The sequence below is a fragment of the Kosakonia sp. AG348 genome (genome assembly GCF_003337365.1).
In the GTDB taxonomy this organism is placed as follows: domain Bacteria; phylum Pseudomonadota; class Gammaproteobacteria; order Enterobacterales; family Enterobacteriaceae; genus Kosakonia.
The window spans coordinates 98,983-112,108 of sequence record NZ_QPJR01000001.1 but is presented as its reverse complement, the minus strand read 5'-3'; the positions used below and the strand labels follow the sequence as shown (position 1 = coordinate 112,108).

Below are 13,126 nucleotides of genomic sequence, written 5' to 3'. Positions count from 1 at the left end.
CCTTTCTTTTTTCAGGACTCCGGCGGCACCGCCATTTCGCGGTATTTAGCCAGCACAGGATTATGGCGATCGGCGCCTTGTTGCAAATCCCACAGTCCCCGATCAATCCCGTCATTGATCAGCAAAATCACCCCCGTTTCAATCGCTGACATCAGGCAGAGCATGACCGGTTCGTTGGCGGTATAGCCAACTTCTCCTTCCAGCAACCGCTGGTAGTCGATAAAGCGAAATACCCCAGCCTGTACTTCATAGGAGAGGATGGTTTTGCTGGTGTTGACCGACGAGAGAATTTCCCCGGTCGTGACATTAATCACCCGCAAATTCACCGCAATTTGATCCAACTGATATTGTGTGTCTCCGCCGATGCCGAAATAACGCGCACCAATGCCGCCGGATTTTACATTGCTCTCGTAGCCAATAATGGACCCTTCAATCATGATATTCGCGGCAGTCAGCGAGGGAAGAGGAACGCGATTGTTGATGGCAACAGTCCCGTTTTCTTGCGCGGCGCGAATGATTTTTCGTTCATTTAGCAGATTCTGCAAACCCTGGCGTTCCAGCGGGACAAACCAGCGCGAATCTTTCAGCGCCGTCACCAGCATTGCGGTCGCGCTTTGCGGGACGGCGGTAGAAAAGTTACTTGCCGGGTAGGGTTTAAATTGCCCGGTTTCATCCTGGATGTTATACACCGAGACGAAAATTTTCCCGCTTGGCATCGGCAGATGCGTCAGGTCCTGGTAACTTTGCGCCCGCGGCAACAGCGTCGGCTTAGCGGCTTGTTTTGGCGGCGCAGTGAGGCAACCGCTTAATAAACACACGGCGAATAAAATAAATAGACGCGACATAGTTGTTGTCCTGTTAGACAGTGGCTTAAAAGTCCGTTGAACCGCTTTGCAATCCCGACACCTGAATCGTAGATGTCTTGCCGGTTTTTCTGTCGGTGACGTTTAATTGCAGTTGTCCGTCTTTGTTGGAAATATCCACGATAAAATCGCTGGTCACCATTCGCCCGGGTTTACCGGTATTAATATTGGTAAGTAATCCGCCCAATATTTGTGATTGTATTGCCTGGGTGAAATTATCCAGCGCGGAAGTGGTTTCCACGCCGTAATCCTTATAGCTGGGATCGGTATAAGAATTTTGTGCCTGGGCGCTATTTAATAAAAATGCACCGTTATTAGGATTACCGCCGAAATTAGGATTACGAAACTGGAATGTCATGGTTCCCGCCCAGCATGCAGGCGCGACAAGCAACAGCGCAAGCAGGGTATATATGCTTCGCATAATAGCCTCCGGAGATTTAACGTATTTTAGAATTCATCACTCGCCATATCGCCAACGCTCAGCAGCGCCTGGTTTATTTGCAGGTGATCGATCGCTTGCTGGGTTTGCGCCAACGCGATTTCAACATTTTTTTCAAAGTCGCGGTGCGTCGGGAAAAGAAACGTCTGGTATACGACACTCTGATTGACGATAATCGTTATCCAGCTTCCCCAACGGGCGCTAGGTCGTTCATTGATAGTTAAATTCCCTTTCCAGTTACTTTCCCATTTATCACTAAATGCACGATAAAAATCGTGTCCGACAGACGATACAGTGTGATCGGCTAACAGCCCGGGAACTTCGACTTCAACAGCCGATACGTTTACGCAGGCGATCAGCAAAGTGGCGGTTGCCAGACGATACCCATAGCGTTTCATAGCATTAACGCCTGAGATTATCGTTAGCCCAGGAGACGGCTTGCGTGCGGTTTTTTACCGCTATCTTCCTGAAAAGATTATAAAGATGCGTTTTAACTGTGTTTTCACTAATGAACAGCGAACGGGCTATTTCAATATTTGATGCGCCGATACGCAGCTTATTAAGGATCTCTTTTTCCCGGTGGGTGAGCAGTGCAGATTCAGTGCTGTAGTAACGATAATTCCCGGCATGAGTGATGAGATAACTCGCCAGTTTTTGCGAGAAATAGCACTCACCACGTTGTACGCCTTGTAAGCCATCGACCAGCTGACTTCTGTCCTCGGAAATGTAAAAGACACCCGTAATATTTGGCCAGTTTTCTACATCCTGGAATGGGTAATCAAGAGGGGTATTCATCAGCAATAGCTTAATATCACCATTTCGTTGTGACAGGATATTCTGCCATTGCTGAATCAGTTTTTTATCCGCATCCATCATGTCGAATAAGACGATGCTCAATGCGGGAATATCATCGAGAGGCCGTTGAATATTATGGAGCTTTCCGGGCAAAGAGAGCGCAAATTTTAAATGCTGGAGAAGCGCCGTTGCCTGTAATGAAGGTTTGGTTATTAATAATAAGACTGAAATAGCTGAACTATGGACTTCACTAAACATGATGAAACCCCGCGTATTTGTTTTTTGTTCATCAACTTCAACCCCCCGGTTATTCACCGGGGAAACCAGATGTACTATCGGATGCGCTATGCTGTGTTCAGGAATAAGTGATCAGCCCGTGCAAGGGAGAAATAATACAAAGTAATGAGTGCTGCGAATTCAATCTAACGCTTGCAAACCTTAAAGCAAGTGTGAATCATGTAACAGAATGTAAAATTAAATATTGAAATGTTATTTTGATGTTCAGGGAAGTAGATATGCAAAGGCAAAAGCAGGGCGGGTTACAAAAGAATATGGTGCGAGAATTTATATTAAGAACAATGACCTGACTTTTGTTGGCTTCAGGTTCGCCTTATTTTCACGTTTTGCTCTGGCCACGTATCCTGGGCATTGACGCTTATAACGCCGGGGTAATTATTTAAGAAAAATCATCTGATGCCGCCTCTGCTGCAAACGGGAGATAATTATTCTTCATGCTTTAGAATGACAGGGCTAATGAAAATCCAACTTGCTGGTGAGATATTTTCTTTTTATCCACGGCATACTCAGTTTTGCAACCAGGTATTAACAAATAAGTTTGGCGGTGACAGCATGAAGAACAAAATAGCCTTTATGATGTTAACCCTGCTGGGAATTCCGTGCCTTGTAACAGCAGCCGGATATGACCTGGCAAACCCGGAATATAATCTGGCGATTAATGAGTTAAGCTAGGCGCCTTATAATCAATCAGCCAATATTGATCAACATGGTGCGAGTAATAATGCGCATATTGATCAACGAGGTTCGAAATTATTAGGTGTTATTTCGCAAAATGGCGGAAACAATTCAGCGCAAATTAATCAGTCCGGAAGTTATAACCTTGCTTATATCGATCAGGCCGGTAGTGCCAATGATGCGAGTATTACGCAGGGGGCTTATGGTAATAGCGCGGTTATTATTCAGAAAGGCTCGGGCAACCGGGCAAATATCACGCAGTACGGTACGCAAAAAACGGCAGTAGTGGTGCAACGACAGTCGCAAATGGCTATTCGCGTTATTCAACGTTGAAAGTCCTGCGGCTTTAATCTCAATCCAACGGGGGTTTACCATGAAACTTTTCCAAGTGGCAGCATTCGCAGCGATCGTTGTTTCAGCAGGCGCATTTGCAGGTAGTGTCCCGCAGTATGGCAATGGCGGCGGTCATGGCGGTGGCAGCAATGGTCCAAATTCTGAACTGAGCATTTATCAATATGGCAGCGCCAACGCCGCCCTTGCTCTGCAAAGCGATGCACGTGAATCTGACCTGACTATCCATCAGTATGGTTCCGCCAACGCCGCCGATGTGGGCCAGGGTTCAGATGCCAGCTCTATCGATCTGGTCCAGAACGGGGCGCAAAACAATGCCACTATCGATCAGTGGAATGGCCGCAACTCTGATATTTCTGTGAGCCAGTATGGTGTGGGTAACGGCGCGCTGGTTAACCAGACTGCATCGGGCTCGAGTGTCACTGTTCAGCAAACCGGTTACGGTAACCACGCTACCGCGAATCAGTACTGATCCCCCGGGCAGGAATAAACAGGGCTGCGGCCCTGTTTTTTTTGGGAGGCGCTATGCATACCTTATTATTGCTGGCGGCATTATCCAGCCAGATCACGTTCAATACCACCCGCGAGGGCGACAATTACACCATTACTCCGCTGGTGCAGGTTACGCAGGATTGTGTTTGCCAGGTGCAGATTATTACCGAGCGCGAAGGTGCTGCGGGGGTGAGCCAAAGCCGGCAACGAAACACAATGACTCTCCCGGCGAATCAAACAACCGCAATTTCGCGCATTCATTTGAATATTTCCGCGCACGATAACGTCAAAATTCTCGTCACGGTATCTGATGGTCAGTCGCTCCATCTCTCCCGGCAGTGGCCCGCCGAATAATAATTTACTTAATCCAGGATACGGCGAACATATTCCTCATCTGAATGCTAATTTTAATTAAGGAACGCGCTAACGGTGCCGATATTTAACTTACCAATAGCCGAAGCTCAACCGCCAGGGATGAGTGATTTACGAGGTGTTTATGCGTCTGTTTCAAGCGTTCGTGTTCCCTGTTGCCTGCTTTTTTATGATGTCATCCGCCTATGCCGGAACCCAGCAGGGAGGAGGGGCGATCCATTTTCGTGGTGCCATCGTTGAAGGCGGCTGCGAAACTCGCGCTCAGAACCAAAATCTGCAGCTTTCGTGTTTGCAAAACAATCAAATGCAGACCCGGCAAATCCATGTCAACGAGGCAACCGGGCAATCACTCTCTTCGCCGGTTGCGCAAGTCCAGATGCGCTATCTCGATGAGCAGCAATCCCGCGCCGAGGTTACCATCACCTATAACTGATGATTTTGAATATGTTGCCCTTGCTATTTCCGGATACACTTAACGGTGTTAACGGGTTACTGGCCGGATAGGGGGCAAAAATGCAACCACGTATGCAGGTGCTTCAGGGGGATATCACCACGCTTGAAGTGGATGTGATTGTGAATGCAGCAAACTCATCATTGCTTGGCGGCGGCGGTGTGGATGGCGCGATTCATCGTGCCGCCGGGCCTGCTTTGCTCGATGCGTGCCGGCAGGTACGTCAGCAGCAGGGCGAGTGTCCGCCAGGCCATGCGGTGATCACGGCGGCAGGAAATTTAAAGGCGAAAGCGGTGATCCATACCGTTGGGCCGGTCTGGCGTGGCGGAGAAGAGAATGAAGCGCGCTTACTGGAGGATGCATACCGCAATAGCCTTCAACTGGCGGAAGCCAATAGTTACACGAGCATTGCTTTTCCCGCTATCAGTACCGGCGTGTATGGTTACCCAAAAGCCGCGGCGGCCGAAATCGCCGTTAATACCGTCGCTGCGCACCTTATACGCCGGCCTCAACTCCAGCAGGTGATCTTTGTTTGTTTCGATGACGAAATGACGCAGCTTTACCAGCGCTTACTGACTCAGCACATCCAATAAGGCGCGGCTGCTCTGCGGGCAGGGCAGCCGGAAACCTTATCTGGCGTGAGCATGACGCTTCGCGTCGTTTTGCTGCGGCTTGCCGGAAAAAAGGAAGCGTAGCAGCGGAATGCGCAGATGGATTTCATACAGCAGCACCGCAATGCCAATGACGAAGACCAGTCCGGCAAGAAAACCAAGGAGATTGGACTGGATATGCGGTGTGATCCACGCGCCAAATAGCAACGTTAGCGGATGGTGTACCAAATAGATAAATAGGGATGCGTTCACGAAATAACTCACACGCGCTGACTGGAAGTTCAGCAATTTATGGCCCAATGAAAAGACGACATTGACCATCCACAGCCCCAGCGGCATGGTGATAACCGCCTCGGTTTCGTACATCCAGCCATCACCACTGCCATAGCGCTGGTTAAGCAAATAAGCACCAAAGGCCAGCGCTGAGCCGAGCATGCACCATGGCGAAGGCGTGGTGAAAAGTGATTTCAGGCGCGAGTTAATGAATGCCAGCGCACCAAGAATGAAGAACGGAATGTAGAACAACGTCTGCATGACCGCAAAATTAAACAGCGCGTCACGTAATATATCCGGATAGATCATCAACACAATTCGACGCAACGCAGCCCATGCGATACCTAACAGCAGGAACCAAAGCGACAGTTTCGCCAACGAAATATTGCCAGCCAGCCGGTTAGCGCTATTTTTTAGTTTTTTAAACAGCACCATGCTGATCGTTGTTAATACCACAAGGACTAATAAAAACCATAAATGGGAGATGAGTTCCCATGACAGCGTGTTGAATTTGTCATAAGTCGATAGGGTGTGCCATTCGGCTGTTTTATCTTTCACATATTGCAACATAATAAATTGCGGCAGCGTCAGCAGCGGGATCGCGGTGAGCATTGGAATGCCGACGCGCTCAACGCGCAGCTTCCACCAGCGCTTAAGCGGATAGCGCAAATACAACATGTATGAAAAATAACCGGAAATGACAAAAAACACCTGCATACGGAACGCATGTATGGCGTCATTGAACAGCGTTAGCCACCATGAAGGATAGGCGCTGTTCACGTGCCACATATGGCTGGAGTAGATCAGCGAAATATGAAATGGGATCCCAAGCAGCATCAACCACGCGCGTATGGAATCAAGGAAATATTCTCGTTGTGCGGGGGTTTTGGTCATATCACTCCGTACATTCTCAGACTTTTCGTCTTATCCATAAGACAAATAATGATTACATTCGCAACCAACCCTACACTATGACCGATAACCTGTCTCCAGGATAAGCCTGCAAAACGATAAAGGGTTAGTTTCATTTGCTTATTCAATGAGCCTGCATGGAGAACAATGCGGGGATTCAGTTGTCGGATAGCCTGAGTTTCCATTAAAATGGATCGGATCGATTTAAGCACACAAAGGGGGAAGTGCTTAGTTATTATGAAACCTAAATTACGAATGATGAAAATGCGTTGGGTAGGTGCTGCTGTTCTGTTGTCACTTTATACGTCATCAGGCTGGGCCTTTTCTATTGATGATGTCGCAAAACAGGCACAATCACTGGCCGGTAAAGGCTACGAAGCACCCAAGACCAATTTGCCCTCTGTGTTCCGTGAGATGAAATACGCGGACTATCAGCAGATCCAGTTTAACCATGACAAAGCCTACTGGAACGCGATCAACACCCCATTTAAGCTTGAGTTTTATCACCAGGGTATGTACTTCGACACGCCAGTGACCATCAACGAAGTGACTACCACTGCCGTACGTAAAATCAAATACAGCCCGGATTACTTCAATTTCGGCAACGTCCAGCACGATAAAGACACGGTCAAAGACCTCGGTTTCGCCGGTTTCAAAGTTCTGTACCCCATCAATAATAAAGATAAAAACGATGAAATCGTCAGCATGCTGGGCGCAAGCTACTTCCGCGTGATTGGTGCGGGGCAGGTGTATGGCCTTTCCGCTCGCGGTCTCGCCATTGACACCGCACTGCCATCTGGCGAAGAGTTCCCGCGTTTTCGTGAGTTCTGGATTGAGCGTCCAAAACCAACTGACAAACGCCTGACCATTTACGCGCTGCTAGACTCACCGCGTGCAACCGGCGCATACCGTTTTGTGATTATTCCAGGCCGCGACACCGTAGTGGATGTGCAGTCCAAAGTTTACCTGCGCGACAAAGTGGGCAAACTCGGTGTTGCGCCGCTGACCAGTATGTTCCTGTTTGGGCCGACGCAACCCTCTCCTGCGACCAACTATCGCCCGGAATTGCATGATTCTAACGGGTTATCGATGCTGGCAGGCAACGGCGAGTGGATTTGGCGTCCACTGAATAACCCGAAACATCTTGCTGTGAGCAGCTATGCGATGGAAAACCCGCAGGGCTTTGGTCTGCTGCAGCGTGGTCGTCAGTTCTCCCGTTTTGAAGATATCGATGACCGCTACGATCTGCGCCCGAGCGCGTGGGTAACGCCGAAAGGCGAGTGGGGCAAAGGCAAAGTCGAACTGGTTGAAATCCCGACCAACGATGAAACTAACGATAACATCGTCGCTTACTGGACCCCGGATCAACTGCCGGATCCGGGTAAAGAGATGAACTTCAAATACACCATCACCTTTAGCCGTGACGAAGACAAGCTGCATGCGCCAGACAATGCGTGGGTATTGCAGACGCGTCGCTCCACAGGGGATGTGAAACAGTCAAATCTTATCCGTCAACCTGACGGAACTATCGCGTTTGTGGTGGATTTCACCGGCCAGGATATGAAAAAACTGCCGAAGGATACCCCAGTAACCGCGCAAGCCAGCATTGGCGATAACGGTGAGATTGTGGAAAACACCGTTCGCTATAATCCGGTTACGCAAGGTTGGCGTTTGATGTTGCGCGTGAAAGTCAAAGATCCGAAGAAAACCACGGATATGCGCGCGGCGCTGGTCAACGCCGACCAGAACCTGAGTGAAACCTGGAGCTATCAGCTACCTGCCAATGAATAAGACAACTGAGTATATCGACATGCTGCCGCTTTCCGCATCGGAAAAAGCGGCGCTGCCGACAGAGAGCATTCGCAGCGTGCATGAGGCGCTGGATAAAGAGCATACGAGCTGGACGCGTGAAGATGATACGCCGCTGGGTTCTGTGAAAGCACGTCTGGAACATAGCTGGCCGGATTCGCTCGCTGAAGGGCAATTGATCAAAGACGATGAAGGGCGTGCACAGCTTCAGGCGATGCCGAAAGCCAAACGCTCTTCGATGTTCCCCGATCCGTGGCGCACGAACCCGATTGGCCGTTTTTGGGATCGTCTGCGCGGGCGCGAAGTTGCGCCCCGTTACCTTGCGCGTTTGACCAAAGAGGAGCAAGCACACGAGCAGAAATGGCGTACCGTTGGTTCTATCCGCCGCTACATCCTGCTGGTGCTGACGCTGGCGCAAACCGTCGTCGCCACCTGGTATATGAAAACCATTCTGCCTTATCAGGGCTGGGCGCTTATCAACCCAACGGATATGGCGGGCCAGGATCTGTGGGTTTCCTTTATGCAGCTCCTGCCGTATGTGCTGCAAACCGGTATCTTGATCCTGTTCGCGGTGCTGTTCTGCTGGGTTTCCGCCGGGTTCTGGACTGCGTTGATGGGCTTCCTGCAACTGTTGATTGGCCGCGATAAATACAGCATTTCGGCCTCGACGGTGGGCGATGAACCGCTAAACCCGGAACATCGCACGGCGCTGATTATGCCTATCTGTAACGAAGACGTGGATCGAGTGTTCGCGGGCTTGCGCGCAACCTGGGAATCTGTGAAAGCCACTGGCAACGCGGCGCACTTCGACGTCTATATTCTGAGCGACAGCTACAACCCGGATATCTGCGTAGCCGAGCAGAAAGCCTGGATGGAACTGATTGCGGAAGTGCAGGGCGAAGGGCAGATTTTCTACCGTCGCCGCCGCCGTCGCGTAAAACGCAAAAGCGGTAATATCGATGACTTCTGCCGCCGCTGGGGCAGCCAGTACAGCTACATGGTGGTGCTGGATGCGGACTCCGTGATGAGCGGCGAGTGTCTGACCGGGCTGGTACGCCTGATGGAAGCGAACCCGAATGCCGGGATCATCCAGTCGTCTCCGAAAGCGTCCGGGATGGATACGCTCTATGCGCGTTGTCAGCAGTTTGCGACCCGCGTTTACGGGCCGTTGTTCACTGCGGGCTTGCACTTCTGGCAGTTGGGTGAATCCCACTACTGGGGGCATAACGCGATTATCCGCGTGAAACCGTTTATTGAGCACTGCGCGCTGGCACCGCTGCCGGGTGAAGGTTCGTTTGCCGGTTCGATTCTGTCCCACGACTTTGTCGAAGCCGCGCTGATGCGCCGTGCCGGTTGGGGGGTGTGGATTGCTTACGATCTGCCAGGCTCATATGAAGAGCTGCCGCCGAACCTGCTCGATGAGCTGAAGCGCGACCGCCGCTGGTGTCACGGCAACCTGATGAACTTCCGCCTGTTCCTGGTAAAAGGTATGCACCCGGTTCACCGCGCAGTGTTCCTCACCGGTGTGATGTCCTATCTCTCGGCGCCGCTGTGGTTTATGTTCCTTGCGCTTTCCACGGCCTTGCAGGTGGTGCATGCGCTGACGGAGCCGCAATATTTCCTGCAGCCGCGCCAGTTGTTCCCGGTGTGGCCGCAGTGGCGTCCGGAGCTGGCTATTGCGCTTTTCGCTTCGACAATGGTCCTGCTGTTCCTGCCGAAGCTACTGAGTATCATCCTGGTGTGGTGCAAGGGGCCGAAAGAGTACGGTGGTTTCATTCGCGTAACGATTTCCCTGCTGCTGGAAGTGCTGTTCTCGGTGCTGCTTGCGCCGGTGCGTATGCTGTTCCACACCGTGTTTGTGGTCAGCGCGTTCCTTGGCTGGGAAGTGGTATGGAACTCGCCGCAGCGTGACGATGACTCCACGCCGTGGGGTGAAGCCTTTATGCGCCACGGTTCTCAGCTGCTGCTGGGGCTGGTATGGGCAGTAGGGATGGCATGGCTTGATCTCCGCTTCCTGTTCTGGCTGGCACCGATTGTCTTCTCGCTGATCCTGTCGCCGTTCGTGTCGGTTATCTCCAGCCGGTCTACCGTCGGACTGCGTACCAAACGCTGGAAACTGTTCCTGATCCCGGAAGAGTACTCTCCGCCGCAGGTACTGGTGAACACGGATAAATATCTGGAGCTGAACCGCTCGCGCAGCCTGGATGATGGCTTTATGCATGCGGTGTTTAACCCGTCATTCAACGCGCTGGCAACGGCGATGGCAACGGCTCGCCACCGCGCAAGCCACGTGCTGGAAATTGCCCGCGATCGCCATGTTGAGCAGGCGCTGAATGAAACACCAGAGAAGCTGAACCGCGACCGTCGCCTGGTGCTGCTGAGCGACCCGGTCACACTAGCGCGTATGCACTATCGCTTGTGGGCGGCGCCGGAGAAATATCTGTCGTGGGCGAGCTACTATGAAACGCTGAAGCTTAACCCGCTGGCGTTGAAGGCAAAGTAAGCCGACATTAAGGAAAATACCGGCCTGAGAGCCGGTATTTTTTTATCTGTATCAGATAAGAAGAGGTTGTCTGTGAGAGTAATTTTGGTAGTCGTCATGGCGTGTCTGCTAAGCGGTTGCGGCAGCATCGTCAGTCGGACAATTCCTGGCCAGGGACACGGTAATCAGTATTACCCCGGCGTTAAGTGGGATGTCCGCGACTCCGCGTGGCGCTACATTACCGTACTTGATTTACCTTTCTCACTGGTGTTTGACACACTTTTGTTACCGCTGGATGCTCATCACGGCCCTTACGAGTAATCAGCGCTCGTCCCACTCGTCAGCGGCTGTCTGTCCCTCTTCGGTATCCAGCGGTGGTTCCAGCTGGAATTCACCCTCGTCCCATTCATGCAGCGTATTCTCTTCCTGCCACTCCTGGCTTATCTCGATCTCATCGAAATCGCCGTCAAAGACACTTTGTGCGGCTTCACCGCTGAAAAGAGGCAAGCATTCGCCAGGCTCTTCTTCATCCGCAAAAAACTCAGCGCGCCACGCGATATCGCCATCCTGAAGAACATACTTTTGCACATTGAATTGCTGCACGCTGATTTCTTCTTCATCAAGATCCGGGTTGTCGGCAATAAATAATTCCCGCGCGGCATCAATTGCTTCCGACAGTGTTGAGTAATACTCCAGTTCAGTTTCGGCCATATCATCGCTCCTGAGATAACAGTAAAAAAGGTATGCACAAACCTATAGACGCTGGCTTTGCGAGCGTCAAATTTGTCATAAATAAATCAGCGATTTCATGGCATAACGAGAAAGGTGTCGTGCTGAATAACAGTACATCTGCGGGAGCCGTGACGAATGTTTGTGACTGCGTTTTATGTTTAACGTGTTGCAAGATAAAGATGGTCAGTCATGCCAGTTATTCCGCTTTTCGGTTTTGATTAATTCGGGAAATACGCACGAAACAGCGTCGCTTTTTATGTGCGAGTCAGCATGGATGTGAGGTAAATATCTATTATATCGGGTGGGCGATCACGCTTTACGCTACTGCTGGCGTTGAACGCTGCGGGTTGCCTCGGTCCTGGCCCGGCGGGCAGGGCGCTGCAAACTGCACCATGAATAAATGGCATTAAACAGAACGACGCCCGCCGTCACGCAAAACACCGCACGAAAACCGTAGCTGGCCGAGACCGCCGCACCCATCAGCGGGCCGGTAACATTACCAATATCGCGAAATGACTGGTTGTAACTGAATATACGTCCGGCAATTTGACTGGTGGAGTTGTAGACCAGCAACGTTTGCACCGCAGGGAGCAAGGCGCCGTCTGCAGCGCCGAGCAGGAAGCGCAAAATGCCCAGTTGCCATGGCGTTTGCACCATTGACATTGGCAGCAGTAGCAAGACGGAGATTATCAATGCCGCGACGAGGATTTTCTCCGGGCCGATTTTGTCGCCCAATTTACCCAGACGAGGTGCGCTAAGCAGTGCCGCGACGCCAGGCACGGAGGCAATCATGCCGCTGATAAAGGCAATGTTGCTGACATTACCGGCAAGATCGCGCACATAGAGTGTCAGAATCGGCGCAATAGAGCCCGTCGCTACCTGGATAATCATGGTGGTGATGAACAGGCTCAACACCAGTTTGGGGCTTTTTAGCGAGGCGAAAACCTCTTTGAAGTGCAACATCTCGCGTTTTGCCACCGGGGTGAAATTTTCGCGGATGCAAAGTAGCGTGAGCAGAAAGCAGATAAAAAGCACAGAAGCGGTAATAAAAAAGACCATCCGCAAACCCCAGCTATCGGCCAGCAAACCACCGGCCAGCGGGCCAAGCAGCGCGCCGCTGACGCCTCCCGTTGAGAGCGTCCCCAGCGCCCAGCCGCTTTTATTGCGCGGCATTTGCGTGGCGATCAGGGCATTTGCGTTGGGGATAAAACCGCCCAGCAAACCGAGCAACGCCCGCAGCACAAGGAGCTGCCAGACATTTTGTGCGATGCCCATTAACGCCATAACAATCGCCATGCCGAGCGCGGAACGCAGTAGCATGATTTTGCGTCCTTTACGGTCGGCAAGACCACCCCAGAAGGGAGAAGCGATGGCAGAGAACAGGAAGGTGATGCTAAAGACTAAACCGGACCACATATTGAGCGCACCGGGATCGGTGATGCCAAGCTGCTCGACATAGAGGGGGATAAAGGGCATCACCAGGCTAAACGCTGCGCCAGTGAGAAAACAGCCAAACCAGGCAACGGTGAGATTGCGCTTCCAGTTTATTGGGGCATCAGAGTGAGACATAAC

14 protein-coding genes and 1 pseudogene are annotated in these 13,126 nt (G+C 51.4%); 8 read left to right on the top strand and 7 right to left on the bottom strand.

Annotation, left to right across the window (positions count from 1 at the left end):
• Positions 1-11 precede the first annotated feature (11 nt).
• From csgG to csgD, 4 genes are read right to left on the bottom strand one after another with little or no spacing between them, the layout of a single operon-like run.
• The gene (gene csgG / locus DFO56_RS00620) at positions 12-845 is read right to left on the bottom strand and encodes a curli production assembly/transport protein CsgG (RefSeq protein WP_020457402.1); all 834 of its coding nucleotides are present in this window, start codon (positions 843-845) and stop codon (positions 12-14) included.
• A 25-nt stretch (positions 846-870) separates the two neighbouring features.
• Positions 871-1,284 (bottom strand): curli production assembly/transport protein CsgF, encoded by a 414-nt coding sequence (gene csgF / locus DFO56_RS00615; protein WP_017456369.1) that lies wholly within the window; start codon positions 1,282-1,284, stop codon positions 871-873.
• Between the two features lie 26 nt (positions 1,285-1,310).
• Positions 1,311-1,700 (bottom strand): curli production assembly/transport protein CsgE, encoded by a 390-nt coding sequence (gene csgE / locus DFO56_RS00610; RefSeq protein WP_020457404.1) that lies wholly within the window; start codon positions 1,698-1,700, stop codon positions 1,311-1,313.
• Between the two features lie 4 nt (positions 1,701-1,704).
• Positions 1,705-2,355: a biofilm master transcriptional regulator CsgD gene (gene csgD / locus DFO56_RS00605; protein WP_020457405.1), complete on the bottom strand. Its 651-nt coding sequence runs from the start codon at positions 2,353-2,355 to the stop codon at positions 1,705-1,707.
• 591 nt (positions 2,356-2,946) lie between these two features.
• Here csgD and csgB point away from each other — a divergent pair.
• The 5 genes and pseudogenes from csgB (at position 2,947) to ymdB (ending at position 5,328) form a co-directional block, all read left to right on the top strand.
• Positions 2,947-3,402: pseudogene (gene csgB, locus DFO56_RS00600) on the top strand (curli minor subunit CsgB).
• Between the two features lie 40 nt (positions 3,403-3,442).
• Positions 3,443-3,892: a curli major subunit CsgA gene (gene csgA / locus DFO56_RS00595; protein WP_017456373.1), complete on the top strand. Its 450-nt coding sequence runs from the start codon at positions 3,443-3,445 to the stop codon at positions 3,890-3,892.
• Positions 3,893-3,945: 53 nt separating this feature from the next.
• Positions 3,946-4,266: a curli assembly chaperone CsgC gene (gene csgC / locus DFO56_RS00590; RefSeq protein WP_020457407.1), complete on the top strand. Its 321-nt coding sequence runs from the start codon at positions 3,946-3,948 to the stop codon at positions 4,264-4,266.
• A 124-nt stretch (positions 4,267-4,390) separates the two neighbouring features.
• Positions 4,391-4,717: a hypothetical protein gene (locus DFO56_RS00585; RefSeq protein WP_052679783.1), complete on the top strand. Its 327-nt coding sequence runs from the start codon at positions 4,391-4,393 to the stop codon at positions 4,715-4,717.
• Between the two features lie 80 nt (positions 4,718-4,797).
• On the top strand, positions 4,798-5,328 hold the full coding sequence (gene ymdB / locus DFO56_RS00580; RefSeq protein WP_044489619.1) for an O-acetyl-ADP-ribose deacetylase: 531 nt from the start codon (positions 4,798-4,800) through the stop codon (positions 5,326-5,328).
• A gap of 36 nt (positions 5,329-5,364) precedes the next feature.
• Here ymdB and mdoC read toward each other — a convergent pair whose 3' ends face one another.
• On the bottom strand, positions 5,365-6,513 hold the full coding sequence (gene mdoC / locus DFO56_RS00575) for a glucans biosynthesis protein MdoC (RefSeq protein ID WP_045507033.1): 1,149 nt from the start codon (positions 6,511-6,513) through the stop codon (positions 5,365-5,367).
• 273 nt (positions 6,514-6,786) lie between these two features.
• Here mdoC and mdoG point away from each other — a divergent pair, with 273 nt between their 5' ends.
• The 3 genes from mdoG (at position 6,787) to DFO56_RS00555 (ending at position 11,143) form a co-directional block, all read left to right on the top strand.
• Positions 6,787-8,322: a glucans biosynthesis protein MdoG gene (mdoG, locus tag DFO56_RS00565; protein WP_020457411.1), complete on the top strand. Its 1,536-nt coding sequence runs from the start codon at positions 6,787-6,789 to the stop codon at positions 8,320-8,322.
• On the top strand, positions 8,315-10,843 hold the full coding sequence (mdoH, locus tag DFO56_RS00560) for a glucans biosynthesis glucosyltransferase MdoH (RefSeq protein WP_045507036.1): 2,529 nt from the start codon (positions 8,315-8,317) through the stop codon (positions 10,841-10,843). Before mdoG ends, mdoH begins: the two co-directional genes overlap by 8 nt.
• 72 nt (positions 10,844-10,915) lie before the next feature.
• Positions 10,916-11,143, top strand: coding sequence for a YceK/YidQ family lipoprotein (locus DFO56_RS00555; RefSeq protein WP_071925280.1), 228 nt, complete (start codon positions 10,916-10,918; stop codon positions 11,141-11,143).
• Here DFO56_RS00555 and DFO56_RS00550 read toward each other — a convergent pair whose 3' ends face one another.
• Entirely contained in the window at positions 11,144-11,533 is a 390-nt protein-coding gene (locus DFO56_RS00550; RefSeq protein WP_020457413.1) for a MysB family protein, read from the bottom strand.
• Between the two features lie 342 nt (positions 11,534-11,875).
• Positions 11,876-13,123 (bottom strand): multidrug efflux MFS transporter MdtG, encoded by a 1,248-nt coding sequence (mdtG, locus tag DFO56_RS00545; protein ID WP_045507039.1) that lies wholly within the window; start codon positions 13,121-13,123, stop codon positions 11,876-11,878.
• Positions 13,124-13,126 lie beyond the last annotated feature (3 nt).